This window comes from Mesorhizobium sp. M0514 (genome assembly GCF_040321145.1).
Taxonomy (GTDB): Bacteria; Pseudomonadota; Alphaproteobacteria; order Rhizobiales; family Rhizobiaceae; genus Mesorhizobium.
The window spans coordinates 80,260-103,257 of sequence record NZ_JAMYQZ010000004.1; the positions used below are offsets into that span (position 1 = coordinate 80,260).

General features: G+C 63.4%; 26 protein-coding genes and 1 pseudogene. 11 read left to right on the forward strand and 16 right to left on the reverse strand.

Going from position 1 to position 22,998, the window contains the following annotated elements:
• Positions 1 to 9: 9 nt before the first annotated feature.
• Positions 10 to 1,538: pseudogene (gene bchE / locus NKI61_RS03040) on the reverse strand (magnesium-protoporphyrin IX monomethyl ester anaerobic oxidative cyclase).
• A gap of 111 nt (positions 1,539 to 1,649) precedes the next feature.
• Entirely contained in the window at positions 1,650 to 2,126 is a 477-nt protein-coding gene (locus tag NKI61_RS03045) for an Lrp/AsnC family transcriptional regulator (protein WP_023732755.1), read from the reverse strand.
• A gap of 139 nt (positions 2,127 to 2,265) precedes the next feature.
• Between NKI61_RS03045 and phhA the strand changes: the two genes are divergently transcribed.
• The gene (gene phhA / locus NKI61_RS03050) at positions 2,266 to 3,102 is read left to right on the forward strand and encodes a phenylalanine 4-monooxygenase (RefSeq protein ID WP_023741310.1); all 837 of its coding nucleotides are present in this window, start codon (positions 2,266 to 2,268) and stop codon (positions 3,100 to 3,102) included.
• Positions 3,103 to 3,283: 181 nt separating this feature from the next.
• Here the strand turns inward: phhA and NKI61_RS03055 are convergent, their stop codons facing one another.
• The 3 genes from NKI61_RS03055 to NKI61_RS03065 form a co-directional block, all read right to left on the reverse strand.
• On the reverse strand, positions 3,284 to 4,723 hold the full coding sequence (locus NKI61_RS03055; protein WP_352838821.1) for a GMC oxidoreductase: 1,440 nt from the start codon (positions 4,721 to 4,723) through the stop codon (positions 3,284 to 3,286).
• On the reverse strand, positions 4,720 to 4,890 hold the full coding sequence (locus NKI61_RS03060) for a hypothetical protein (protein WP_352838822.1): 171 nt from the start codon (positions 4,888 to 4,890) through the stop codon (positions 4,720 to 4,722). Before NKI61_RS03060 ends, NKI61_RS03055 begins: the two co-directional genes overlap by 4 nt.
• Before the next feature lie 176 nt (positions 4,891 to 5,066).
• Positions 5,067 to 5,828: a GGDEF domain-containing protein gene (locus NKI61_RS03065; RefSeq protein WP_352838823.1), complete on the reverse strand. Its 762-nt coding sequence runs from the start codon at positions 5,826 to 5,828 to the stop codon at positions 5,067 to 5,069.
• A gap of 175 nt (positions 5,829 to 6,003) precedes the next feature.
• On the opposite strand from NKI61_RS03065, the gene NKI61_RS03070 reads away from it, so the two are divergent.
• On the forward strand, positions 6,004 to 6,705 hold the full coding sequence (locus NKI61_RS03070) for a pyrimidine 5'-nucleotidase (RefSeq protein WP_352652494.1): 702 nt from the start codon (positions 6,004 to 6,006) through the stop codon (positions 6,703 to 6,705).
• A 96-nt stretch (positions 6,706 to 6,801) separates the two neighbouring features.
• On the opposite strand, the gene NKI61_RS03075 is transcribed toward NKI61_RS03070, so the two are convergent.
• Entirely contained in the window at positions 6,802 to 7,647 is an 846-nt protein-coding gene (locus tag NKI61_RS03075; protein WP_023681343.1) for an LOG family protein, read from the reverse strand.
• Positions 7,648 to 7,795: 148 nt separating this feature from the next.
• Here NKI61_RS03075 and dapD point away from each other — a divergent pair, with 148 nt between their 5' ends.
• Genes dapD through NKI61_RS03090 form a run of 3 tightly spaced genes read left to right on the forward strand, consistent with a single transcriptional unit; the run spans position 7,796 to position 9,843 of the window.
• Entirely contained in the window at positions 7,796 to 8,650 is an 855-nt protein-coding gene (dapD, locus tag NKI61_RS03080; RefSeq protein ID WP_023696035.1) for a 2,3,4,5-tetrahydropyridine-2,6-dicarboxylate N-succinyltransferase, read from the forward strand.
• The gene (locus NKI61_RS03085; RefSeq protein WP_081725464.1) at positions 8,647 to 9,051 is read left to right on the forward strand and encodes a DUF805 domain-containing protein; all 405 of its coding nucleotides are present in this window, start codon (positions 8,647 to 8,649) and stop codon (positions 9,049 to 9,051) included. Before dapD ends, NKI61_RS03085 begins: the two co-directional genes overlap by 4 nt.
• A 21-nt stretch (positions 9,052 to 9,072) precedes the next feature.
• Complete coding sequence (locus NKI61_RS03090; protein WP_023732758.1) at positions 9,073 to 9,843, forward strand: hypothetical protein; 771 nt, start codon at positions 9,073 to 9,075, stop codon at positions 9,841 to 9,843.
• A gap of 58 nt (positions 9,844 to 9,901) precedes the next feature.
• Here the strand turns inward: NKI61_RS03090 and NKI61_RS03095 are convergent, their stop codons facing one another.
• Positions 9,902 to 10,915 (reverse strand): 2-dehydropantoate 2-reductase, encoded by a 1,014-nt coding sequence (locus NKI61_RS03095; protein WP_352838824.1) that lies wholly within the window; start codon positions 10,913 to 10,915, stop codon positions 9,902 to 9,904.
• Positions 10,916 to 11,030: 115 nt separating this feature from the next.
• Here NKI61_RS03095 and dapE point away from each other — a divergent pair, with 115 nt between their 5' ends.
• Complete coding sequence (gene dapE, locus NKI61_RS03100) at positions 11,031 to 12,221, forward strand: succinyl-diaminopimelate desuccinylase (RefSeq protein WP_023673218.1); 1,191 nt, start codon at positions 11,031 to 11,033, stop codon at positions 12,219 to 12,221.
• A 2-nt stretch (positions 12,222 to 12,223) separates the two neighbouring features.
• Positions 12,224 to 12,829, forward strand: a complete 606-nt coding sequence (locus NKI61_RS03105; RefSeq protein WP_023673217.1) for a hypothetical protein — start codon at positions 12,224 to 12,226, stop codon at positions 12,827 to 12,829.
• Here NKI61_RS03105 and truA read toward each other — a convergent pair.
• The 4 genes from truA to def are packed head-to-tail and all read right to left on the reverse strand — an operon-like array spanning position 12,826 to position 15,582.
• Positions 12,826 to 13,581: a tRNA pseudouridine(38-40) synthase TruA gene (gene truA, locus NKI61_RS03110; RefSeq protein ID WP_023681338.1), complete on the reverse strand. Its 756-nt coding sequence runs from the start codon at positions 13,579 to 13,581 to the stop codon at positions 12,826 to 12,828. The genes NKI61_RS03105 and truA overlap by 4 nt on opposite strands.
• Positions 13,582 to 13,592: 11 nt before the next feature.
• A complete protein-coding gene (locus tag NKI61_RS03115; protein ID WP_023819252.1) occupies positions 13,593 to 14,099 on the reverse strand; it encodes a GNAT family N-acetyltransferase in 507 nt (168 codons plus the stop codon).
• Positions 14,096 to 15,046, reverse strand: a complete 951-nt coding sequence (fmt, locus tag NKI61_RS03120; RefSeq protein WP_023819253.1) for a methionyl-tRNA formyltransferase — start codon at positions 15,044 to 15,046, stop codon at positions 14,096 to 14,098. The genes NKI61_RS03115 and fmt overlap by 4 nt, the downstream gene beginning before the upstream one ends.
• 5 nt (positions 15,047 to 15,051) lie before the next feature.
• Positions 15,052 to 15,582, reverse strand: coding sequence for a peptide deformylase (gene def, locus NKI61_RS03125; RefSeq protein WP_352838825.1), 531 nt, complete (start codon positions 15,580 to 15,582; stop codon positions 15,052 to 15,054).
• A 103-nt stretch (positions 15,583 to 15,685) separates the two neighbouring features.
• On the opposite strand from def, the gene NKI61_RS03130 reads away from it, so the two are divergent.
• Entirely contained in the window at positions 15,686 to 16,939 is a 1,254-nt protein-coding gene (locus NKI61_RS03130; RefSeq protein ID WP_023828842.1) for a DNA recombination protein RmuC, read from the forward strand.
• A gap of 101 nt (positions 16,940 to 17,040) precedes the next feature.
• Here the strand turns inward: NKI61_RS03130 and NKI61_RS03135 are convergent, their stop codons facing one another.
• The 4 genes from NKI61_RS03135 to NKI61_RS03150 form a co-directional block, all read right to left on the reverse strand.
• A complete protein-coding gene (locus tag NKI61_RS03135) occupies positions 17,041 to 17,847 on the reverse strand; it encodes a class I SAM-dependent methyltransferase (RefSeq protein ID WP_352520661.1) in 807 nt (268 codons plus the stop codon).
• Between the two features lie 81 nt (positions 17,848 to 17,928).
• Positions 17,929 to 18,333 carry a GFA family protein gene (locus tag NKI61_RS03140; RefSeq protein ID WP_023692994.1) on the reverse strand — a complete coding sequence of 135 codons (405 nt, stop codon included), beginning with the start codon at positions 18,331 to 18,333 and terminating at the stop codon, positions 17,929 to 17,931.
• A 77-nt stretch (positions 18,334 to 18,410) separates the two neighbouring features.
• On the reverse strand, positions 18,411 to 19,364 hold the full coding sequence (locus NKI61_RS03145; protein WP_023701969.1) for a cation diffusion facilitator family transporter: 954 nt from the start codon (positions 19,362 to 19,364) through the stop codon (positions 18,411 to 18,413).
• Between the two features lie 112 nt (positions 19,365 to 19,476).
• Complete coding sequence (locus NKI61_RS03150) at positions 19,477 to 20,286, reverse strand: transglutaminase-like domain-containing protein (protein ID WP_023687480.1); 810 nt, start codon at positions 20,284 to 20,286, stop codon at positions 19,477 to 19,479.
• A 213-nt stretch (positions 20,287 to 20,499) separates the two neighbouring features.
• On the opposite strand from NKI61_RS03150, the gene NKI61_RS03155 reads away from it, so the two are divergent.
• Both NKI61_RS03155 and sugE read left to right on the forward strand, forming a co-directional pair.
• Positions 20,500 to 20,625, forward strand: coding sequence for a hypothetical protein (locus NKI61_RS03155; RefSeq protein ID WP_006200611.1), 126 nt, complete (start codon positions 20,500 to 20,502; stop codon positions 20,623 to 20,625).
• Between the two features lie 206 nt (positions 20,626 to 20,831).
• On the forward strand, positions 20,832 to 21,146 hold the full coding sequence (gene sugE, locus NKI61_RS03160; protein WP_023681326.1) for a quaternary ammonium compound efflux SMR transporter SugE: 315 nt from the start codon (positions 20,832 to 20,834) through the stop codon (positions 21,144 to 21,146).
• An 85-nt stretch (positions 21,147 to 21,231) separates the two neighbouring features.
• On the opposite strand, the gene NKI61_RS03165 is transcribed toward sugE, so the two are convergent.
• Positions 21,232 to 21,660 carry a DUF6481 family protein gene (locus NKI61_RS03165; RefSeq protein WP_023673205.1) on the reverse strand — a complete coding sequence of 143 codons (429 nt, stop codon included), beginning with the start codon at positions 21,658 to 21,660 and terminating at the stop codon, positions 21,232 to 21,234.
• 234 nt (positions 21,661 to 21,894) lie between these two features.
• On the opposite strand from NKI61_RS03165, the gene NKI61_RS03170 reads away from it, so the two are divergent.
• Complete coding sequence (locus tag NKI61_RS03170; RefSeq protein WP_023739793.1) at positions 21,895 to 22,956, forward strand: LLM class flavin-dependent oxidoreductase; 1,062 nt, start codon at positions 21,895 to 21,897, stop codon at positions 22,954 to 22,956.
• Positions 22,957 to 22,998 lie beyond the last annotated feature (42 nt).

Genomic DNA, 22,998 nt, shown 5'->3' on the forward strand with positions numbered 1-22,998 from the left:
GCGAGCCGGTCAGGTGCCGGCCGAGATCGCGACAGCCGCTTCGGCCGGCTTGCGCGACGGGCGCATGACGAGCATGGATTCCTCATCGGCATCCTGCGGAGCGCCCCAGAACTCAGCCAGCGTCGGACCATCCTTGAGGCGGCGGTCGCGGGCCAGGAAACCCCAGACCTCGCGGAACCACACGCGGCGGCCCATTTGGGTGTACCAGCGCATCGAATGGCGCTGTTCGGGATCGGGGTGGAAGAGAATGCGCGCCAGCGCCTTCGGCCGCGACTGCACCGCGACCTCGATCAGCTTGACCGAGAAGAACAGCATCCACGGTTTCAGCCGGGTCATCTGCAGCACCTGGTGCTTGTAGTCCCACAGCCGGGCATCGGTCTGGATCACCTTGCGGTCCTTGGCGATGCGGAAGAACGGCGTCCAGCGGTGCGGCGTGACATAGAGCGCCTGGATCTGGTCGGGGTCATAGGCAAGCAGCTGGCGAAAGCCGCGCCACAGATCGCGAAAGGTCTCATCCTCGAACCCCGCCACCCAGGTCGCCATGGACAGTATGCCATGCTGGCGGAGCAGCCGGATCGCCTCGCGGTCGGATGAGGTGCTGCCGCCCTTGCGGATCAGTTGAAGCGTCTGCTCGTCGGTGTTTTCCATGCCGAGCAGCCAGCGGATGACGCCGGCCTTGCGATAGAGGTGCAGGATGTCGTCGGCCCGGGTCGAGCCGACGATCAGCACCGGCACGTTCTCGGCGATCAGCGCATCGAGAAAGGCGCGCCAAACCTTCTTCGATACGGTCGGGTTTTCGTCGGCGAGGTTGATCAGTTCGACGCCGTGCTGCCGGTGCAGCCAGGCAATCTCCTGCGCAAATTTCTTGGGGTCGCGGTGCCGCCAGCGGGTCCAGAAACCGCGCTGGCCGCAATAGTTGCACAGATGCGGGCAGCCCCGCGAAAACTGCATGACCACGGCGCGCTTGCCGCCCAATAGCTGTAGCGGCGGTGATCGATCAGCTCCCAGCCGACGCGGTACTCGTCCAGATCGGCAGTGGTCCCGGCCGGCCGCGTCGCGAGGGGGCGGCCGAGATCGTCGCGATAGGCGATACCCGCGACATCGCCCAGCGGCCGGCGATTGTCCAGTGCCACGACCAGGGCAAGGATGGTTGCCTCGCCCTCGCCGCGCACGATGAAGTCGAAGACATCGCTCGCCGCCAATATGTCGCGCCAGTGATAGGTCGGGAACACGCCGCCATAGATCACCAGCGTCGCTGGCTCGAGCGCCTTGACCATGCGGGTGATCGCGAGCGCGGTGGGATGCGCCGAGGTCGAGCCGGAGTGGCCGATCAGGATGCAATCGGGCTGGCCGCTGAGCGCATCGCGCACCAGCGTTTCCAACGGCATTGGCCCGAATTCGGCATCGACCAGCCGGACTTTATGGCCGGCGTCGATAAGCGGGCCGCCCAGTGCCAGCAGGCCGAGCGGTGGCAGATGGTCATCGGGCACGCGGCTGCCGATGGCAGTGTGCGGCGGATTGATCAGCACGATGTTCATGACGGACCTTTGAGCGACGGTCCGCATGGCGTAGCCGGCGTTTCAGTTTCGCATTTGGGCTCCGTTCAGCAGTTTGCGTGCAGCTTTTCCGCAGAAATGGCGATGCGTGTCCTACCGCCTGAGGTGGGCGAGCGGCACGTGGCCCGGGCCCTTGATGTTCTGCAGCACCAGCTGGGTGTGAACGTCGCGCACGCCGGCAAGGCGCATCAGGCGGTGCATGACGAAGGCGTTGAGTTCGTCGACCGACGGCACCATGACGTGCAGCAGGAAATCGTGGTCGCCGGTCATCGTCCAGCATGACGACACTTCGTCCATGCGTTGCACGGCGGCGATGAAGCTTTCGGGCGAACCGTCGCTGTGGCTGGTGAGGCGCACCTGGATGAACACCTCGACCATCAGGCCGACGGCGCGGCGGTTGAGCACGGCGGCAAAGCCCTTGATGATGCCGGCCTCCTGCAGCGCCTCGAAGCGGCGGGCGCAAGGCGTCGTCGACAGGCCGATCTCCTGCGCCAGTTCGGACACGGGCTTGCGTCCATCGCGCTGAAGAACATCCAGCATCTTGATCTCGAAATCGTCGAACTGAGGCATTTTCACTCTCTTTCAGCTTCTGCTTGGTGATTTTTACCTCAAATCATGGACCCAAGCCATCATCAAAGCTGAATTGCCTCGCCGGCCGCCGCTAGACTCTGCGGACATATTCAAGTGTCACGATCAGGGGAGAAGAACCATGACGACGATGAGCGTTGCCGAATATGCCCGTGATTGCGCGGCGCAAGGCCTGCGTGGCGACTATTCAGTGTGCCGTTCCGACTTCACCGTGGCGCAGGGCTACAACTACAGCGCCGACGAACAGGCGGTGTGGCGCACGTTGTGCGACCGGCAGACCAAGCTGACGCAGAAGCTGGCGCACCATTCCTATCTCGATGGGATCGCCGCACTCGGCCTGCTCGACAAGATCCCGGATTTCGGCGCGGTCTCAGACAAGCTGCGCAAGCTGACCGGCTGGGAAATCGTCGCCGTGCCTGGCCTCATCCCGGCCGCGCCCTTCTTCGACCATCTCGCCAACCGGCGCTTTCCGGTGACCAACTGGCTGCGCACCAAGGACGAGCTCGACTACATCGTCGAACCCGACATGTTCCACGACTTCTTCGGCCATGTGCCCATCCTGACACAGCCGGTGTTTGCCGACTTCATGCAGATGTATGGCGAAAAGGCCGAGAGCGTGATTGCACTGGGCGGTGACGAGATGATCACCCGGCTCTACTGGTACACCGCCGAATACGGGCTGATACAGGAGGAGGGCCAGAAGCGGAAAGCTTTCGGCGCCGGGCTGATGTCGTCGTTCACCGAATTGCAGTTCGCCGTCGCGAGCACGGACGCGCACCACGTGCCCTTCGACCTCGAAACGGTGATGCGCACCGGCTACGAGATCGACAAGTTCCAGCGCGCCTATTTCGTGCTGCCGTCCTTCGACGTGTTGCGCGATGCGTTCCGGACCGCCGATTTCAAGGCGATCGTCGCCCGCCGCAAGGGGCAGCCGGCGCTGGATCCAGCGACGGTTTAGCAAATCCTGAAGGGTTTGCGCGGCACCTACCCCCACCCTTAATCCCTCCCCACAAAGGAGGACGGAGATCTCGTTGGCGCTGATTTCCGAGGGTTTCGACACCAAGGCATGGAATCCTGTCGCGCCGTTCGCTTTTTTACAATCAGACGGTAATGACTTCGTCACACCGTGGATGACTTCGTCACACCGTGATTACTTTGGTCAGATGGTCGCCTAGCCGGCAGGCAAGCGCTGTGATCGTCGTCGTTGGATTGCATTCGCCAGAGGTGCAGAATACCGAGGAACCACCGACATAGAGATTGTCCATGCCGTGCACCTTGCAGTTGGCGTCGACCACGCTCTTGACGACATCGGTGCCCATGCGCGTGCCGCCCATGTGGTGGTGGCCGGCCAGTTCCTCATCCGTCGGGTAGTCCTCGCCATTGGTCAGCCAGTCCATGATGCGGACGCGGCCGAGGTCCTTCTCGATCAGCGTCGTTCCGAACAACTTGAGCCCCTCGAGGATGGTGCGGCGCTCCAACGGCGACTTCTTCCAGTGCAGCTCGATGCGCGGCACGCCGGCACGGTCGACATCGGTCTTCGACAATTCGATATGGTTCGAGGCCAGCGGCGCCTGTTCCCAGGCGACGTAGAGCTGGGCGGCGCAGCGCAGGTTCTGGCTGAGCTGGTAGGCGACCCATTCGGCGGCCTCGGGCGCGGTGCAGGCAAGGTCGGCAATCAGGCTCTTGACGCCGGCATAGGGCGTCTCGATCAGGCGTATGCCGAAATTCATGATCTGCAGCCGCTCCATGGCGGCGAGCGTCGGCGAGAAGAACGCCTCGTTGACGGCATCGACCTCGAACTCGCTGTAATCGGCCAGGATGGCATTGCCGCCCTCGAAGGTCGGGTGCTCCATCCAGTAGCGGCCAAGTGCCGTGGCGTTCGGCACCACGCCGCCATTCGAGCGCTGGTTCGACCATAGAAGCAGCCGCGAATTCTCCAGCCCGCCGGCGCAGACGATGAAATAATCGGCGCTGAAAGCGCCGGCATCCTTGCCGTTCGACCACAGCCTGGCGCCGGTCACTCGTTTGCCGTCCCCGGCAAGTTCGGTGGCATAGGTGTTGAGCACGAGCGCTATGTTTTTGCTCTTGTCGAGCTCGTCGGAGAATTTCTCGCCAAAGCGCACGGCCGGGCTCTTGATCAGCTGCACCCAGCGTATGTCGTCTGAAATCGGCACATCGGGCTTGAAGTCGGGAAGCTCGAGTATGTCGTGCACCTCGGGCAGATAGGGCTCGATGTCGGTCCGGGCGATTGGCCAGCCGGTGTCCGGCGCCCATGCCTTGGGCTCAAAGTCCTGCTTGTCGAGCACGCGGCACCAGCCGGCCCAGTGGTTCGACGACCCGCCCATGAAGCGCAGCCGGGTGATGTCGAGATCGAAATATTGATCGCCGACCGTGGAGCCGCGGTAGAAATCCTGCGACTCGTCGCTGAATTCGCGTGCGCCGGCCTCCAGCACCACGACCGGAATGCCGGCGGCGCCAAGCTTTCTGGCAATGGTGGTGCCGGCCGGCCCGGAGCCGAGAATGCAGACGTTTGGCTTGAAATCCGAGGCTCGAAACGCCTCATAGCTGTCGAAGATCATGCCAGGTCGCTCCGCTTAAGGATCCAGCCATTGACCACGACGATCTCGCCGGGATCGGCCGGGGGGCGGTCGCCGTCAGGCAGCTTGCGAAAAAGCTGTAGCGCCGGCATCGCAATCAGCGCCTGCACGATGGTGCGGCGCGATATTTTCCTGATGAAGAAACTCATGACACGTCTCTGGATGGGGCTTCGATCCACGCATGGCGTTCCCTGAACGGCACAGGTACCGGCCAGACATGCCATTCCCGTGCCAAGCCTTGCCTGTAAACGAGTTACAACCCGGTAAACGGCGCAGTTGCGTGGAAACAATGTTGGCGAACCGTTAACAGCCCCACCACCAACACCTAGGCAGCTTCGGAAATGTCCCGGTCGAGGATCGACAAATTGCGGCCGCGGTGCTTGGCCTCGTAGAGCCGGCGGTCGGCGGCGCGCATCAGGTCCGAGACATCGGCATCTTGCGCACAGGTGATGCCGCCGATCGAGACGGTCAGCGGCACCGTGCGTTCGTCGACCGGACGAAAACGGACCAGCTCGACTTCACGGCGGATGCGCTCGGCCACGCGCCTGGCTTCGGCTTCCGTAGCGCCGACCAGGAAGGCGCCGAACTCCTCACCGCCAATGCGGCCGAGCACGTCGCCGCTGCGGACGCCGCGCTCGATGGCGCTGGCGATCAATAGCAGCGCATCATCGCCGGTCAGATGGCCGAAATTGTCGTTGATCGCCTTGAAATGGTCGGCGTCGATGATCAGCAGCGCGCCGCGATCGGATTTGCGTCGTGAACCGTCGAGCGCGGCAAAGAAGCTCTCGCGGTTGAGCATGCCGGTCATGTCGTCGCGGCTCGCCTTCGCCGACAGGCGCCGATGCGCGGCGGCGAGCTGGGCATGCGCGCGGGCGAGATCGCGATGCGCGTTTTTCAGTCGGTCGCTCTGCCAGAAGGTGCTGGCGCAGGCGATCCAGGCGAGCGCTAGCGGGCACACCGTCGATGTCAGCCAGACAGTGCGGTCGACCGGAAAACCCATGGCGGGAACGATGATCAGCGTCAGCAAAAGCGAGATGGCTACCGAGCCGAATGCGACCGCGGCGGACTTTAAGACTATGCGACTCATCGCTGGCTCCCACTGAACCGTCTCTGTGCCAGCAAGCCCTGAAGGCCACCTTTCCGTGATGGCTAAAATTTGAATGGTGAGCCCATTTTTACAACTCTAGATGCACATAGGTTGTGGATAAGCTCTACATCAGAAAGGGGTTCGAACGGCAGATATTTCATGCCATAAGGACGCCATGACCACGCTGCCCGATCCCGCCCGCTTCGCCCATGTCACCGACTGGGTGTTCGACCTCGACAACACGCTTTATCCGCACCATTCGAATCTGTTTTCGCAGATCGACGTCAAGATGACGGCCTATGTCGGAGAACTGCTCACGCTGCCGCGCGAGGAAGCGCGCAAGCTGCAGAAGGAACTCTATCTCGAATATGGCACGACGCTGAACGGGCTGATGACGCGCCACGGCATCGACCCCGACGATTTTCTCGAAAAGGTGCACGACATCGACTATTCGTGGCTGGTGCCGGATCCGGTGCTGGGCACCGCCATCCGCCAGCTGCCCGGCCGCAAGTTCATCTTCACCAATGGCGACCGCAGGCACGCCGAGCGCACCGCGCGCCAGCTCGGCATACTCGACCATTTCGACGACATTTTCGATATCGTCGCCGCCGGGCTGACGCCGAAGCCGTCGCGGCAGACCTATGAGAAGTTTGCCGAACTGCACGCCGTCACCGGACACAATGCGGTGATGTTCGAGGATCTCGCCCGCAACCTCGAGGTGCCGAAATCACTGGGCATGACCACGGTGCTGGTGGTGCCGCGCAATTTCGAGCCGACCTTTGCCGAGATCTGGGAACGCGATCCGGCCAATGAGGACGACGTCGATTTCGTCACCGACGATCTCGCGACGTTTCTGACGGGGATAGTGGAGGGGTAGAGGAATTGAGGAGCTGAAGAATTGATGAACTGGTGAAAGGAGACCGATCCGGACCTCCTTTTCCTCAATTCTTCAGTTCTTCAATTCCCGGTTCCCCTACTCCCCCAACTTGTAGAAGCGGCTGATGATCCCCCAGGCCTCGTCGGCGGTGTCGACAAAGTCGATGATATCCTGGTCGCCGGGCGTGATGGTGCCTTGTTCGGCCAGGAAATCGAGGTCGATCGCGCGCTGCCAGAACGCCTTGCCGAACAGGATCACCGGCACGCGCTCCATGCGGCCGGTCTGGATCAGCGTCAGCGTCTCGAAGAATTCGTCCATGGTACCGAAGCCGCCCGGAAACACCGCGACGGCCTTGGCGCGCATGACGAAATGCATCTTGCGGATGGCGAAATAGTGGAAGTTGAAGCACAGCTCCGGGGTCACATAGGCGTTCGGCGCCTGCTCGTGTGGCAGGACGATGTTGAGGCCGATCGACGGCGCGCCGACATCGTCGGCGCCGCGATTTCCCGCCTCCATCACGCCTGGGCCGCCACCGGTGACGACGACGAATTCGCGGTAGTAGGACGTGGCCGATTGCTGTGAGCAGAGGCGGGCGAATTTGCGCGCCTCCTCGTAGTATTTGCTGTTTTCCTCGAGGTTTTTCTTCTGCGTCTCGTTCTTGGCGGCCCAGGCCTCGCCGCCGGGCTCGGGAATACGCGCGCCGCCGAACAGGATGACCGTCGAGCGGATGCCGCGCTCGGCCAGGATCATTTCGGGCTTCAAGAGCTCAAGCTGCAAGCGCACAGCGCGCAATTCCCGGCGCGTCATGAAGTCGGGATCGTTCCAGGCCAGCCGGTAGGTTTCGGCGCGCGTCTGCGGCGTGTCGGGAACGCTTTTCGAGCGCTCCAGATCCTCGTCCGAATGCGGCAGCGGCGTCCATCCCGCCTTTTCCATAGGAGTCATATGCTTTCTACCCGTCCCAACAGTTCACTTGCGCCGTCCCATGGCGCACGCGCGATTGACCCCCAATACGCCTTAACATAGGGTCCGCGCGACTTTCAAAACAAGGTTAAGGCCGACGGCCTTAACAGCGTGGTAACGGAGCGAATTCATGTCGAAGCCTGATCTGGCCAGCCTCGAAAAGACGATCGAGAAGGCCTTCGAGGAGCGCGACACGATTTCGACCGCGACACGGGGCGAAACGCGCGACGCCATCCAGTCCTCACTCGACCTGCTCGACCGTGGCACCGTGCGCGTTGCCGAGCGCCAGCCCGATGGCAAATGGCATGTCAACCAATGGCTGAAGAAGGCGGTGCTGCTCTCGTTCCGGCTCTATCCGATGGAGATCATCAAGGGCGGCCCCGGCCAGGCGGTCTGGTGGGACAAGGTGGCGTCGAAGTTCGACGGCTGGAGCGCGGTCGATTTCGAGAAGGCAGGCTTCCGCGCCGTGCCGTCTTCGATCGTGCGCCGCTCGGCTTATGTCGCGCCGGGCGCGGTGCTGATGCCGTCCTTCGTCAATGTCGGCGCCTATGTCGATAGCGGCACCATGGTCGACACCTGGGCCTCGGTCGGCTCCTGCGCCCAGATCGGCAAGAATGTGCACCTCTCGGGCGGCGTAGGCATCGGCGGGGTGCTGGAGCCGATGCAGGCCGGCCCGACCATCATCGAGGACAATTGCTTCATCGGCGCGCGCTCCGAAGTGGTCGAGGGCTGCATCGTGCGCGAAGGCTCGGTGCTCGGAATGGGTGTGTTCATCGGCCAGTCGACCAAGATCGTCGACCGCGCCACCGGCGAAGTGTTTTATGGCGAGGTGCCGCCGAATTCGGTCGTCGTCGCCGGCTCGATGCCGGGCAAGGCCTTTCCGAACAACGAGCCGGGCCCTGGCCTCTACTGCGCCGTCATCGTCAAGCGTGTGGATGCCAAGACCCGGTCGAAAACCTCGATCAACGAGCTGCTGCGTGATTGATCCTGTCCGAGCAACCAGAGCGCTCCAGATTGCCCAACACACCACCACTTCCCTGGCTTTTCTTCAGCCTCTCAGGGCGCGTCAGCCCAAGTGCCTACGTGCTCGCCGGGCTGCTGCTGGTGCTTGCACAGTTTTTCCCGCTCTACCAGTTGTCGAGACTGGAACCCGGCACCGCAACCAGCCAGAACTGGGCACTTGTGTTCTGGGTCGTTTTGCTGATCTCGACATGGTCGAGCTTTGCGGTAACCGCAAAGCGGTTTCATGATTTCGGCAAGCCGACTTATTACGCGTTGATCTCTCTTATCATCGGCCCCATTCTTCTCATCGTTCTAGCGTGTTTCCGGGGTGACCCCGGTCCGAACCGCTACGGCAAGCGCAGCAACGCGCCGGCTGAACCATGAGCGCCGACCGGATATCTCGCCATGCGCTACCGCACGCTTGATCCGAAACTGATCATCGACACCGCCGAGCGGCTGGAAGAGCGCGTCGCCGAGCGTTTTCCCGATGCCGGCCTGCGCGGCGTCGCCGCCGAACTGGTGTCGCTGTCGCGCGACCTGGCCAAGGCGGCGCAGGCGCTGGAAGCGCCGATCTGGTGGCTGCGCGGCGCCATCGTCGCCGCAGTTGCCGCCGGCGCGCTGATCTTCCTGTTCGTCGGCACCATCCTGCCGCTCATCCATATCTCGCAGGCCGACGATGCGGTGCAGTCGGTGCAAGGCATCGAAGCCACGATCAACATGATGATCCTTGCCGTGCTCGGCCTGCTGGCGCTGATCCGCACCGAGGAGCGCATCAAGCGCAAGCGGGTGTTTCGCCAGCTGCATGGGTTGAGATCGCTGATCCATGTCATCGACATGCACCAGCTGACCAAGGATCCGGCAGCATTGTCCGCCAATTTCAGGCCGACCGCGCATTCGCCGGCGCGCATCACCAATGCCGCCGACCTGGCGCGCTACCTCGACTATTGCTCGGAGATGCTGTCGATCACCGGCAAGATCGCGGCGCTGTTTGCGCAGTCGGTCAATGACGATGTGGTCATCGACGGCGTCAACGACGTCGAGAACCTGGCGTCCAACCTGTCGCGCAAGATCTGGCAGAAGATCACGCTGATCGAGAACCACCCGGCTGCGCAGCCCCTGCCGGCGCCAGGCTCGGCGAGCAAAGCGCCGGCTCCGAGGCGCGCACCAAAGCTGTGACGCGGCGGGCCTACGCGCCTATTTTGCGGGCCAAGGCCCGAGGCTCGCGGCAAGTAGACTATCCAGTGACGGTTTCCGGCGTCAGCCCGGGTGAGCCGCGCTTTTCCCGCTCGGCCTGCCGCACCAGCACGGTGACCCGCTTCAGCAGAGGCGCCGGCGTGCCGGCCTTTTCGGCGAGGCTCAGGACGGCCCCCTGCAGGTCACCGATCTCGGTCGGCCGACCACGCTGGAGGTCGTCCCACATCGACGAACGCGCCTGCGGGTCGATGGCGAGCATGCGGCGGGCGACCAGCCGGAACAGCCAGTCCGGCAGCCGGAGCAGTTTCGGCAGCAGGACGGGATGCAAGCCGCCGATTCGTGCCGGCGCGATATGTAACGCCTTCATCGCCGCCAGGGCCTCGTCGATCTGACCGGCCAGGATCCGCCGCCAGCGGCGGTCGGCAAGTTCGCTCGCCAGCGGCAGGCCGGACAAGGCGACAAGCGCGTTGTTGAGGTTGATCAGCAGCTTGCCCCACTGCACGGCTTTCATGTCGGGATGGGTTTCCACGCCAAGCCCTTCGACTTCGAGAAGGCCGGCAAGGCCGGTCACGCCATCTTCGATCATGACCTTGCCGTTGCTGGCGCGATGCACGTGAAGCGGCAAATTGCCTATGGCCGACTGGACGACATTGAACGGCACCATGCCGGCGAGCACAGTCCGTCCACCGAGCCCGGCGCGTAACCGGTCGGCATTGCCGACGCCGTTCTGGAGGCTGACCACCACGACTTCGCCGCGCGCATGTCCGGCAACAAGCGACGCCATCTCCTCGGTAGCGCCGTTCTTGACCGTCACCAGCACCACGTCGGCACTGGCCAGGGCAGCGGCGGGATCAGTGGTGACGGACTCCGGCCGGATGGATCGGTCGCGATTATCGAGATCGGTGATGCGCAGGCCGCCGTCCAGCAAGACCGTCGCGATGCTTGGCCGTGCCAAAAACACCACCTTGCGTCCGGCCAGCGCCAGGCAGCCGCCGACATAGCAGCCGATGCTGCCGGCGCCGGCAATGACGATGGTCTTTTCGGCGTTGGCCATGCGATTATCTCGTGTTGGCCTGCACTATACGACAGGAAAACCATAATGTCGGCGGCAGGACCGGTCATCATCTCTGGCCGTGACAGGCCTTTCGCTTTCGACTATCGGTTTGCCCATGAAACTGCCGACCGATCCCGCCGCCAACCTCGCGACCCTCATACGCTGCGCCTCCGTAACGCCCGCCGAGGGCGGCGCGCTGGCTGCCCTGGAAGGCATGCTGAAGCCGCTCGGCTTTTCCGTCGAACGCCCGGTGTTTTCCGAAGACGGCACCCCCGACATCGAGAACCTCTACGCGCGTCGCTCCGGCAATGGGCCGCATCTGATGTTTGCCGGCCATACCGACGTGGTGCCGGCGGGCGACGAGGCGTCGTGGACGCATCCGCCCTTCGCCGCCGAGATCGCCAAGGGCGAGATGTATGGCCGCGGCGCCGTCGACATGAAGGGCGGCATCGCCTGTTTCATCGCCGCCGTGGCGCGCCATGTCGAGAAAAAGGGTGGTCCGAAAGGCTCGGTCTCGCTGCTGATTACCGGCGACGAGGAGGGGCCGGCGATCAACGGGACGACAAAACTGCTCGACTGGGCGGCGGCCAGGGGCGAGAGATGGGACGCCGCGATCGTTGGCGAGCCGACCAATCCGGACACGCTCGGCGACATGATCAAGATCGGCCGGCGTGGCTCGATGTCGGGCAGTGTCACGGTCAACGGCCGCCAGGGCCATGTCGCCTATCCATTGCTCGCCGACAATCCGGTGCGCGGCCTGATCAGCCTGGTCGACGCCTTGCTGTCGCCCGTCTTCGACAAGGGCACGAAGGATTTTCAGCCGACCAATCTGGAAGTGACCTCGATCGATGTCGGCAACCCGGCGACCAATGTTATTCCGGCCAAGGCGACAGCCACCTTCAACATCCGCTTCAACGACACATGGACTGCCGAGACGGTGCAGGCCGAGATCCATAACCGCCTCGACCAGGCGGCGAAGCGCAAGAAATACCGGACCGGCAAGACGCCGGTCGACTACGAGCTGATCTGGCGCGACCGGCCGAGCCATGTCTTCCTGACGCGCGACGACAAGCTGATCGAGACGCTGCGCGGGTCGATCAAGGCGACAGTCGGCAAGGAGCCGGCGCTGTCCACCTCGGGCGGAACCTCGGATGCGCGTTTCATCAAGGACTATTGCCCGGTGGTCGAGTTCGGCCTCGTCGGCAAGACCATGCACATGGTCGACGAGCGCGTCGCACTGGCCGACCTCGAGACGCTGACCCAAATCTACCAGCGCTTCATCGATGACTGGTTCGAGCAGGGCTGATCATGCTTTCGGTTGACGAGACCTCTTCATCGCTTAACGGCGCCTGGCGGCTGATGCTCGGAAAGGCCGACGGCTTGCGGCTGCTCGACCTTTCGGCGGACGGCTTCTGGAATTCCTTCTTCGCCATCGTCGTCGCCGCGCCGGCGATGATCGTCGGCTGGGTCGGCACGGCCAACGAGATCGGCGATCCCAATGCGTTCGCCGGCCGGCTGGGCATGTTGATTCGCCTGGCGACCGTCGACCTCGGCTCGTGGCTGCTGCCCCTGGTTGTGCTTGCCCTGGTCGCATCGCGCGCCGGCATCGGCGACCGCTTCGTCCACTATGTCGTCGCCAGCAACTGGGCGTCGGCGATCACTGCCTGGATGCTGCTGCCTTCAGCGCTGATCAGGCTTTTCCTGCCGTCTGGCAACCCGGTTGCCGAATTGGTGTGGCTGGTTCTGGTGGTGCTGTCGCTGGTACTCTCCTGGCGGATGACCAACGCCGCGATCGGCAAGGGCGCGGCTGTCGGCAGCGCCGTGTTCGCAGGCATGTTGGTGGTGTCTCTGGCCGTCTTGTTCGGCCTGGTGGCGCTGCTCGGCATCACTGTGCCGACCGCCGCTCCGGCTTAGAACTTTTCCGGATAGTCTACACCGACGAGAAAAAGCCCGTCGGGCGGCGCCACCTGGCCGCAGGCGGCGCGGTCTTGCGCCGCGAGCGCTGCCTTGAGGTCGGCGGCGGTCCAGCCGCCGTCGCCGACGCGTTTCAGCGAACCGACCATGGAGCGCACCTGGTTGTGCAGGAAAGAGCGCGCCGAGGCCCTGACTTCGATCAGGTCGCCCTGGCGGCTTACATCGAGCCGCTCCAGCGTCCGCACCGGACTGTTGGCTTGGCATTGCGTCGAGCGGAAGGTGGTAAAGTCATGTCGGCCGAGCAGGACTTTCGCCGCTTCGTGCATGGCGTCCGCATCGAGCCGCTTCGGCACCCACCAGACCTTGCCCTTTTCCATCGCTGCAGGCGCGCGCCGGTTGAGGATGCGGTAGAGATAGTGCCGTCCGGTGGCCGAGAAACGGGCGTCGAACTCATTGGGGACAACCGTGGCCTGCAGGATGGCGATGCGCGCGCCGGCCGCCTGCAGGTGCGCGTTGACGGCGTCGCGCACCTTGTCGTTTGGCCATGCCTTGGCGAGGTCGACATGCGCCACCTGGGCGGTCGCATGCACGCCGGCGTCGGTGCGGCCGGCGGCGCGTATCCGCACCGCCTCACCGCAAAATTTCTCGATCGCCTGCTCTATCGCCTGCTGCACCGAAGGCTGATCCGCCTGGTGTTGCCAGCCGGCGAAGAGGCTGCCGTCATATTCGATATCGAGACGAAAACGCGGCATACACCCTTCGTTCAGGCGGCGAGTGCGGTAAAGGCCTGGGCGTAGACCAGTTTGCCTTTTTCGGGTGCGTCACCCCAGGCCAGCGCCTGCAGCGCTTCGCCCTGATATTCGCTCTCGAACTCTTCGGCCCGCGCATGATTGTAGCCGAAGCGGCCGTAATAGGCCGGATCGCCCAACACAACGGCGAGCGTCTCGCCGGCATCCCTGAGGCGGATATGCGCCTCGCGGATCAGCGCACCGCCAATGCCCGAGCCGTGGAACGAAGGTTCCACCGCCAACGGCGCCAGCGCCACGGCTGCGAACTGCTTGCCGCCGTTCTGGACGAACAGCCTGGAAAACAGGATGTGGCCGACCACCTGGCCGTCTTCTTCCGCCACCAGTTCGACAACGGCGTCGCCGCCGGTGACCAGAGCGTCGACCAGCCCGGCCTCCGCCTGCTGGCCGAATGCGTGTTCCTCGACCAGGCGTATGGCCTCGCGGTCCCGCGGCGTCGCGCCGCGTATCGACATCATGCTCATGAGAACTTCATTCCTTTTTCGATCTTGGCCCCGCGCAGAAACTCCTTCGCGGCAGCAGGCTTTCCGCCCGCCCGTTGAACTTCGACCAGCCTGACCGCGCCCGACCCGCAGGCGACCGTCAGCCGGTCATCGAGAATTCCTCCCGACTCGCCCATGCTTTCAGAAAGCGTACCTTCAGAAAGCGTGGAGCGAAGCAGTTTCAGCCGTTCCGTGCGGCCGCCGATGTCGGCCTCGCACCAGGCGCCGGGGAATGGCGACAGCCCGCGAATGTGATTGTGGACCTCCGCAGCCGGGCGCGTCCAGTCCACACGTGTCTCCGACTTATCGATTTTCCTGGCGTAGGTCACCCCGTCAGCCGCCTGCAAAGTCGATGCCAGGGTATTTGTCTCGAATCGGGACAGCGCTTCCACCATCAGCGTGGCAGCAATATTCATCAAGCGGTCGTGCAGATCGCCGGCCGTCATATCGGGCTCTATGGCGCATTTTTCAACCAGTGCCACCGGACCGGTGTCCAGGCCCTCTTCCATGCGCATCACCATCATGCCGGTCTCGACGTCGCCGGCCATAATGGCGCGCTGGATGGGAGCTGCACCACGCCAACGCGGCAAAAGCGAGGCGTGGCCGTTGAGGCAGCCGAGGCGCGGAGCCTCCAGAATAGCCTTCGGCAACAGCAAACCATACGCGACGACGACCGCGACATCGGCACGCAACGCCTGGAAAGCAGCTTGCTCGGCCTCGCCCTTCAGCGACAGCGGCGTGCGCACTTCGATGCCCAGCCGCTCAGCCTCGCGCTGCACCGGCGACGGTGTCAGTTCCAGCCCGCGGCGGCCCGCGGCGCGCGGCGGCTGGGTGTAGACGGCTGCTATCTCGTGCCCGGCCTCGGCAATCGCGCGCAGCACCGGCACCGAAAACTCCGGCGTGCCCATGAAGATGACGCGAAGCGGCATCTTCCCTATCCCACCAGCTTGCCCGGCGCCTTGTCCTTGGCGAGCTTCTTGAACTTCTTGACCACCATGTCGCGCTTCAGCTTCGAGATGTGGTCGATGAACAGCACACCGTTGAGATGGTCGATCTCGTGCTGCAGGCAGGTCGCCATCAGGCCTTCGGCCTCGATCTCCTGCAGCTTGCCGTCGCGGTCGAGATATTTCACGCGCACCGAGGCGGGACGCTCGACCTCGGCGTAATAGTCCGGGATCGACAGGCAGCCTTCCTCGTAGACCGAGCGGGCGTCGGCGCTTTCGAGGATTTCGGGATTGATGAACACATGCGGCGCCGTTGGCTCGTCTTCCTTGGCGAGGTCGATGACCAGCATGCGCAGCGGCTCGCCGATCTGGATTGCGGCCAAGCCGATGCCCGGCGCATCATACATCGTCGCCAGCATGTCGTCGGCCAGTTTGCGCAAAGGCGCGTCGACGCGTTCGACTGGTTTGGAAACCTGGCGCAGGATGGGATCGGGAAGGATGATGAGCGGCTTGATCGACATGGCGCCTCACCTAAAACGTCGCAGGAGAAGCGTCAACCGGTGCGAATCGGTCTCGTTCACGTTTTGATCTGTGCCAGGTCTGCGAATCGGCTATGCTGGCGGGATGAACGACCTGAGCACCATCCTTTCCGAACCCGTTGCCCGGCTTGGCGCCACGACGATCACGCTCGGCCATGCACTGACCCTCGGCGCGCTGGTGTTTCTCGGCCTGTTCCTGGCGCTTGTCGTGGCGCTGTGGCGATCGGCCAAGGCGCGCACCATCGCCGCGGCGGAAGCCGCCGACCACGCCCGCGACGCCGAGGCGCGGATGGCCGGCATTTTGCAAAGCCAGGCCGAGATGCAGGGCCGCATGGGCGCCATCGCCGACGTGTTCGGCGCAAGGCAGGCCGAACTCAACCAGTCGATCGGCCAGCGCCTCGACGCCATGACCGGCAGGCTCGGTCAAACCATGACCGAACAGACCAAATCGACGCATGAGAGCCTCGCCAAACTGCAGGAACGGCTGGCGGTCATCGACACCGCGCAAGGCAACATCCAGTCGCTGGCCGGCCAGGTCGTGCAATTGCAGGCGATCCTGTCCAACAAGCAGACGCGCGGCGCCTTCGGCCAGTCGCGCATGGAGGCGATCGTCGCCGACGGCCTTCCGATGGGCGCCTACGAGTTCCAGGCAACGCTGTCAAACGGCAGCCGTCCCGACTGCCTGGTCAGGATGCCGAACGGTGCGCCGCAGCTTGCCATCGACGCCAAGTTTCCGCTGGAAGCCTGGAACGCCATCCGCGCCGCCGATGGCGCCGAACAACAGAAGATCGCGGCCCAGGCTTTCCGCCGCGACATCGAAATTCACGTCCGCGATATCTCGGAAAAATACCTGATCCAGGGCGAGACGCAGGACACCGCCTTCATGTTCGTGCCGTCGGAATCGGTGTTCGCCGAAATCCACGAGAATTTCGACGCCGTGGTCCAGAAGGCGCACCGGGCGCGTGTCATCATCGTCTCACCGTCGCTTTTGATGCTGTCGATCCAGGTCATCCAGGCCATCCTCAAAGACGCCCGCATGCGCGAACAGGCGCATCTGATCCAGGGCGAGGTGATCCGGCTGATGGAAGACGTCGCGCGCGTCGACGAACGCGTGCGCCGGTTGCAGACGCATTTTGGCCAGTCGGCCAAGGATATCGACGAGATACTGGTGTCGACGTCGAAGGTGACCAAGCGCGGCCAAAAGATCGAAGCGCTGGAGTTTGGCGAAAGCGAAGCCGAAGTGCGCGGTGGCGGACCCGCCAAGGCCGAAGCCGGGGTGCGGGTGGCGGATTCCAAGACGGGGCAGCTCAGGCTACGTGTCGTCGAAGGCGACGATTAAAGCGCGTCGCGCTGAACGGATTCATACGACGCGCTTTAAAAGTCTTTGTTTTGATGCATGTCGTTGTCCCAGAACCGCGGCACACTTCTGGGCGCCATGCATTAGACCGTAGCCACGATCACGTGCGCCTGGATCTTGGCCGCAACCTCGCCGCTGCCGTGTCTGGCTGCAATCACGGACGCGGCGTGATCGGTTGCGGCTTCCAGTTTTCCTCTGGCCTCGATTTCGTTGCGAAGCGGAGTTCCCTGGCAATAGGCAACCGCCGGAAGGCGCGGCGAGGAGGCACGGCTTTGTTCGGCCCTCGTGTCGATCACCACACGGGAGAAACCTGCGGCTTCCAACTCGCCGCGGATCAATGCAATGTCATTGTAGCCGTGCGGCGTGCGGGCGAGAAAGCGGGGCGGATCGTTCGGAAAAATCTCCGCAAGAGCATTCGTCACATCATTGGCGAATACATTGTCTTCGATGCGATCCCACACGTTGAACAGGAAATGGCCGCCGGTCTTCAGGACCCGCTTTGCTTCGCGATAGCCGGCGGCTCGGTCGGGAAAGAACATCGCGCCGAACTGACAGCAAACGAGATCGAAAGCCGCATCTTCGAACGGCAGCGCCAGAGCATCCGCCTGACGCCAATGTATACGACTGTCGGGAGCTTGTCGCGAGGCCGCGTAGTCGAGCATAGGCTGGTTGAGGTCGGTCACGACATAGCTTACGCCGGGAGACAGTTTTGGAGCCAATGCGCGGGTGACAACGCCGGTGCCGGCGGCGACTTCCAGGACGGCGCCGGGCGACAAGGACGCTGCCCGTCGTGCCAAATCCGCGGCGAACGGCTCGAAGATCAGCGGCACCATGTAGCGGTCGTAGTTTTCCGGAATCGAGCCGGCAAACACTTTGTCCGTTTCCGACATTGCTATCCCCCGCCATCCGTTTGATGGCTAGCCTAGCACATTGTTGGCTGGTTTGGGCCGCGTTTAACCGGGAGGCAGGTGCTACTGCGCCTCTACGATGCTTACGCCCTCGAAATCCGGAAGCCAGTGCAGGGCCGATCGGTGCCATTTCTGTTGGGTCGGAACGAGATCCTCGCGTTGCCGCGCGGTCCCCGCCCTGATCCCATAGACCTTCGGCCCGTCGCCAACCGACGTTGCGTAAAGATGCGAACCGCAGTCGCCGCAGAACGCCTGGGCACGCTTGGCGCCGCTCGATCCCGTCTTGATATAAACCTTCGGTGTGCCCTTTGTGATCCTATAATGATCCTCAGGCGCGGGAACAGTGACACGAAAGGCGGTACCGGTCAGTTGCTGGCAGTCGGTGCAATGACAGATAGAGGTCTTTTCCGGGTCGACGTCTGCTTCATAAGTTATGGCGCCGCAATGGCACCCACCATCGATTTTCATGGTTGATTCTCCGAAATCCGTCGGGTGATCTTAGCGGGACCAGGCGATGGGGCCAACGGTGGACTGCTGGTCCAGAACTAGTCCGACGCCGCCTCGACCTGCTTGCGCCGGTGCTCCCAGGTTCCGGTCGTCTGCGGCTTGACGAACAGTCTGGTGATCTCCGGCATTTCTTTTTTTAAGAGCGCCTCGATGCGCTCGACACAGGCTTCGATCTCAGGCGCCGTCAGATGGTCCTCGAATTCGATGCTCAGCCCAGCGACGATCTGTTGCGGGCCGAGATGGACGGTGAGAACGCCGTTGGCCCGCTGCACTGCCGGATCCTGCTGGGCGATGGCCAGCACCTTGGCCTGCACTTCCGGCGAGGCCGGCTCACCGATGAGCAATCCCTTGCTTTCGCGCGCCAGAAAGATGGCGGTGGCGCCGAGGATCATCGCGATGCCGATCGAGGCGACGCCGTCGAGTTCGGGCATGTCGAGGAGTTCGGCCGCCAATATGCCGGCGAAGGCGACGAACAGACCGAGCAGGGCGGCGCTGTCCTCGAACAGGATCGTGTAGACGCTCGGATCCTTGCTCGATTGCACGGCCTGCAGCCAGCCTTGCTTGCCCTTCTGCTGGCGGAACTCCTTCAGCGCCACGTACCAGGAGCTGCCCTCGAACAGCATCGAAAGGCCAAGCACGATGTAGTTGATTTTGGGATTGGCGACCGGCTCAGGCGCCATGATGTGGACGACGCCTTCATAGAAGGACACGCCAGCGCCGAGCGCAAAGACGAGCAGGGCGACAATGAAGCTCCAGAAATACAGCTCGCGGCCATGGCCGAGCGGATGCGTGCGGTCCGGCGGACGGGCGGCGCGGTGCATGCCGTAGAGCAGCAGCCCGCCATTGCCGGTATCCACCAGCGAGTGCACGCCTTCCGACAGCATCGCCGAGCTGCCGGTGAAGAAGGCGGCGACGAATTTGGTCACAGCAATAGCTAAATTACCGGCGAGCGCCGCGTAGATGACCGTCTTCGACCCGCCATGCGCTGCCATGCTGTCCCTCCAAGGCGCCCAATGTAACGGCCTGCCGCCGAGCTCCACAGGGATCACAACGCACGAATCGCCTGGTCGTTCAGGTTGAAGGCCAGCTTGGGGAAAGACGCCCCTATTCGATGATCTCGTCCGTCCACACCTTGAAACCAGCCAGCGTGCCCGGTCCGAAGATGTGGGTCAGCGGCACGTCGGCGGCGTCGCGACCCGACGCGATCAGGATGCGGCCGATGCGTGGCGAATTGTTGCGCGGGTCAAAGACATGCCAGCGGCCACCGAGATAGACCTCCATCCAGGCTGCGAAATCCATGCTCGCCCAAGGTTTGGGCAGGCCGATGTCGCTGATGTAGCCGGTGCAGTAGCGGGTCGGGATGTTTAGCGCACGGCAAAAGGTGACGGCGAGGTGGGCAAAGTCACGGCAGACGCCGCTTTGCTCGCGATAGGCTTCCGCCGCGGTGCGGGTCGGCCGCGCATTGCCGTAGCTGAAGACGATATGGTTGTGGACGAAGTCACAGACCGCCTGGACGCGGGCAATACCGAGCGGCGTATGCCCGAACAGCCGCCAGGCTTCGCTGGCCAGCAGATCGCTCTCGCAAAAGCGGCTGGGCAACAGGAACAGCAATGTGTCCGACGGCAGATCGCGCACCTCGTGCTGCCAGGCCATCAGGTCGCCCATCTCGAACGTGCCGGGGTCGCGGATTACCGAATCGGTGCCGAAGGTGAAGCGACCGGGCGGGGCGACGAAACGGTTGCACCAATTGCCGAAACTGTCGCGGTAGCTCTGGATCGGCACCGGCGGGTTGGAGGTCAGGAAATCCGGGCGCTCGAGATCGGAGGCCCTGGAGTAGTGGACGTTGAGCATCGCGATCAGCGGCGTTTCCTGCGGAAAATCGAAACTCATCTCGCTGCCGATGCGGATTCGCATTGTCGTCCTGACCGCACTTCCTGATCATCGCCGAGCGAAGGCATGGCCGATGCTGCAGTGCGAAGGCAACCATGGCACGGACCGGAATGGTTTACGAGCAAATTAGAAACCGGTTGAAAGCGGCCCGCCGGCGCCGGCGACGAACGCCCGCCCCCTTGCAGTCCGGCGTTTCTCTTGTTTCACTTGGCCTCCCAGCAACTGGAGGAACGAATCATGGCTAAAGGTGCGATGAAGGCGGGCAAGGAAGCTCGCAAGCCGAAAAAAGACGCCAAGAAGCCCGCCGCGGCTCCGGCGCTGAAGGCGCCGCCCGTCAAGGCGATGAGGCTCAAGGAAAAGTAAGCCCGCCTCGGAAGATCTTGGACGGTTGAAATCCGGACAAACCGTTTCGGCGCAGATTTTGACACCGGCGGCATGAACGATGCGGCCGGTGTTTTTGTTGATCGCACCGGCGCAGCCGCTTGTGTCGAAGCGGCGAGGACGACCTCGCGCCTTCCCATAAATCGGCCGGGACGGCCCGCCATGCTCATGGAATGGAGTGCATCCCGATGTCGTGGATTTTTCTGTTTTTCGCCGGCCTGTTCGAAATCGGCTGGGCGATCGGCCTCAAATACACCGACGGCTTCTCGAAGCCGCTGCCGACGGTGCTCACTGTCGCCTCGATGATCATCAGCCTCGGGTTGCTCGGCCTGGCGCTCAAGACGCTGCCTGTCGGGACGGCCTATGCGGTGTGGACCGGCATCGGCACGGTCGGCACGGCGCTTCTTGGCATCTGGCTGCTGGGCGAGCCTGCGACGGCCATCCGGCTCGCCTGCATTGCGCTCATCGTCTGCGGCATTATGGGGCTGAAGCTCGCCGCCTGAGCAAAGCAACCAAGGAAATCGACGCACAAACACATTCAGGGCCGCTGGAAGGCGACCCTGATGTCCGATCGTTTCGATCGAAGCGTTAGCGGGCGGAGAAGCCCGGAGGCGTCCTGCCGGTACGCTGCTTGCGCGCCGCATAGCGTGCGTCGCGCTTGGCCTTGCGTTCGGCTTCGTCGGCCAGCAAACGGGCGATGCGCTCGTTTTCTTCGGCTTCCTTGATCTTCGCTTCAGCCTGCGCTGCCTCTTCGGCCGCAATACGCGCCGCTTCGGCTGCTGCCTCGCGCTCGGCCTTCTCGACCGCCTCGCGTGCCAGCTTTTCCTGCTTCAGCCTGGCCTTTTCGGCCTCGCGTATTTCGCGAGCCTCAAGAATCGCCTTGCGTTCGGCCTGTTTGGCCAGAACCGCAGGATCATCAGCCGCCGGCTTCGACTTGAAGCGCTCCAGAAGCGCCTTCTTTGCCTCGTTCGCGGCATTGCGCCGCTCGAAAATGTCTTTTTCCCTGTAGATAGCCAAGTCCACTTCCCTGAAGTCAATTCGCGACGCTTACATACGCGCGAAAACCGAGAGTTCAAGCGCCAAAACGGTATGCCAGCCATGAAAGTTTAGGCTGTTGCAGCCGGGAGACGCGTTTTCCCTGAAACAAAGCCGGCCGAAACCGACATGCACTGTTCACTATCCGCCCCTCTGGCGGCCGGGGCGGCTCGCCGCTACCTCTAGCGGCAAATCAGAACATTTGGATGACATGCCATGGAACTCGGTCTCTACACTTTCGCCGACGTCAGCCCGGAGCCCGGCCCCGGCGCGATCGGCCCGCATCAGCGGCTGCGCAATCTGATCGAGGAGGTCGAGCTGGCTGACCAGGTTGGCCTCGACGTCTTTGGTCTGGGCGAACATCACCGCCCCGACTATGCCGCGTCCGCGCCGGTGGTGGCGCTGGCCGCTGCCGCCGAACGCACCAAGCGCATCAAGCTGACCAGCGCGGTCACCGTGCTGTCCTCCGACGATCCGGTTCGCGTCTTCCAGCAGTTCGCAACGCTCGACCTTTTGTCGGGCGGCCGGGCCGAGATCATGGCCGGGCGCGGCTCGTTCATCGAATCCTTCCCGCTGTTCGGCTACAATCTCGAGGATTATGACGAGCTGTTCGCCGAAAAGCTCGATTTGCTGCTGGCCATACGCGACAGCGTCAAAGTTACCTGGTCCGGCAATCTGCGCGCGCCGATCAACGACCGCGGCGTCTATCCGCGGCCGCTGCAGGACAAATTGCCGATCTGGATCGCAATAGGTGGAACGCCGCAATCTGCGGCGCGCGCGGGCGTGCTCGGCCTGCCGCTGGCGCTGGCCATCATCGGCGGTGAGCCGGCGCGGTTTGCACCGCTGTTCGACATTTATCGCGATGCCGCCAGGCGGGCCGGTACCGACCCCTCGGGCCTTGCCACCAGCATCAATGTGCACGGCTTCATCGCCGGGACCACTGAACAGGCGGCCGACGATTTCTACGGCCCGCAGGCCGAAGTGATGAACCGCATCGGCCGCGAGCGCGGCTGGGGCCCGACCTCGCGGGCGCATTTCGATCAGTCGCGTGGTCCGAACGGCGCGCTGTTTGTCGGTAATCCGGAGCAGGTGGCGGAAAAGATCGTCGCCCAGCACAAGATCTTCAACAATGACCGCTTTCTGCTGCAGATGGCGATCGGCGCCATGCCGCACGCCAAGATCATGAAGGCGATCGAACTCTACGGCACCAAGGTGGCGCCGATCGTGCGCAAGGAGACCGCCAAGCCCGGCGTCGCCGTCGCAGCGCCAGCCGCCTGAGCGACGGGCGGCCCGGATTGAGGGCCTTGCCGGCTAACGGAA

What these genes read in the sequence shown, in the direction of transcription:
- NKI61_RS03045 (WP_023732755.1), bottom strand. Translation starts at nt 2,126, where the DNA reads ATGCCTCAGTTCGACGATTTCGAGATCAAGATGCTGGATGTTCTTCAG.
- phhA (WP_023741310.1), top strand. Translation starts at nt 2,266, where the DNA reads ATGACGACGATGAGCGTTGCCGAATATGCCCGTGATTGCGCGGCGCAA.
- NKI61_RS03055 (WP_352838821.1), bottom strand. Translation starts at nt 4,723, where the DNA reads ATGATCTTCGACAGCTATGAGGCGTTTCGAGCCTCGGATTTCAAGCCA.
- NKI61_RS03060 (WP_352838822.1), bottom strand. Translation starts at nt 4,890, where the DNA reads ATGAGTTTCTTCATCAGGAAAATATCGCGCCGCACCATCGTGCAGGCG.
- NKI61_RS03065 (WP_352838823.1), bottom strand. Translation starts at nt 5,828, where the DNA reads ATGAGTCGCATAGTCTTAAAGTCCGCCGCGGTCGCATTCGGCTCGGTA.
- NKI61_RS03070 (WP_352652494.1), top strand. Translation starts at nt 6,004, where the DNA reads ATGACCACGCTGCCCGATCCCGCCCGCTTCGCCCATGTCACCGACTGG.
- NKI61_RS03075 (WP_023681343.1), bottom strand. Translation starts at nt 7,647, where the DNA reads ATGACTCCTATGGAAAAGGCGGGATGGACGCCGCTGCCGCATTCGGAC.
- dapD (WP_023696035.1), top strand. Translation starts at nt 7,796, where the DNA reads ATGTCGAAGCCTGATCTGGCCAGCCTCGAAAAGACGATCGAGAAGGCC.
- NKI61_RS03090 (WP_023732758.1), top strand. Translation starts at nt 9,073, where the DNA reads ATGCGCTACCGCACGCTTGATCCGAAACTGATCATCGACACCGCCGAG.
- NKI61_RS03095 (WP_352838824.1), bottom strand. Translation starts at nt 10,915, where the DNA reads ATGGCCAACGCCGAAAAGACCATCGTCATTGCCGGCGCCGGCAGCATC.
- dapE (WP_023673218.1), top strand. Translation starts at nt 11,031, where the DNA reads ATGAAACTGCCGACCGATCCCGCCGCCAACCTCGCGACCCTCATACGC.
- NKI61_RS03105 (WP_023673217.1), top strand. Translation starts at nt 12,224, where the DNA reads ATGCTTTCGGTTGACGAGACCTCTTCATCGCTTAACGGCGCCTGGCGG.
- truA (WP_023681338.1), bottom strand. Translation starts at nt 13,581, where the DNA reads ATGCCGCGTTTTCGTCTCGATATCGAATATGACGGCAGCCTCTTCGCC.
- NKI61_RS03115 (WP_023819252.1), bottom strand. Translation starts at nt 14,099, where the DNA reads ATGAGCATGATGTCGATACGCGGCGCGACGCCGCGGGACCGCGAGGCC.
- fmt (WP_023819253.1), bottom strand. Translation starts at nt 15,046, where the DNA reads ATGCCGCTTCGCGTCATCTTCATGGGCACGCCGGAGTTTTCGGTGCCG.
- def (WP_352838825.1), bottom strand. Translation starts at nt 15,582, where the DNA reads ATGTCGATCAAGCCGCTCATCATCCTTCCCGATCCCATCCTGCGCCAG.
- NKI61_RS03130 (WP_023828842.1), top strand. Translation starts at nt 15,686, where the DNA reads ATGAACGACCTGAGCACCATCCTTTCCGAACCCGTTGCCCGGCTTGGC.
- NKI61_RS03135 (WP_352520661.1), bottom strand. Translation starts at nt 17,847, where the DNA reads ATGTCGGAAACGGACAAAGTGTTTGCCGGCTCGATTCCGGAAAACTAC.
- NKI61_RS03140 (WP_023692994.1), bottom strand. Translation starts at nt 18,333, where the DNA reads ATGAAAATCGATGGTGGGTGCCATTGCGGCGCCATAACTTATGAAGCA.
- NKI61_RS03145 (WP_023701969.1), bottom strand. Translation starts at nt 19,364, where the DNA reads ATGGCAGCGCATGGCGGGTCGAAGACGGTCATCTACGCGGCGCTCGCC.
- NKI61_RS03150 (WP_023687480.1), bottom strand. Translation starts at nt 20,286, where the DNA reads ATGCGAATCCGCATCGGCAGCGAGATGAGTTTCGATTTTCCGCAGGAA.
- NKI61_RS03155 (WP_006200611.1), top strand. Translation starts at nt 20,500, where the DNA reads ATGGCTAAAGGTGCGATGAAGGCGGGCAAGGAAGCTCGCAAGCCGAAA.
- sugE (WP_023681326.1), top strand. Translation starts at nt 20,832, where the DNA reads ATGTCGTGGATTTTTCTGTTTTTCGCCGGCCTGTTCGAAATCGGCTGG.
- NKI61_RS03170 (WP_023739793.1), top strand. Translation starts at nt 21,895, where the DNA reads ATGGAACTCGGTCTCTACACTTTCGCCGACGTCAGCCCGGAGCCCGGC.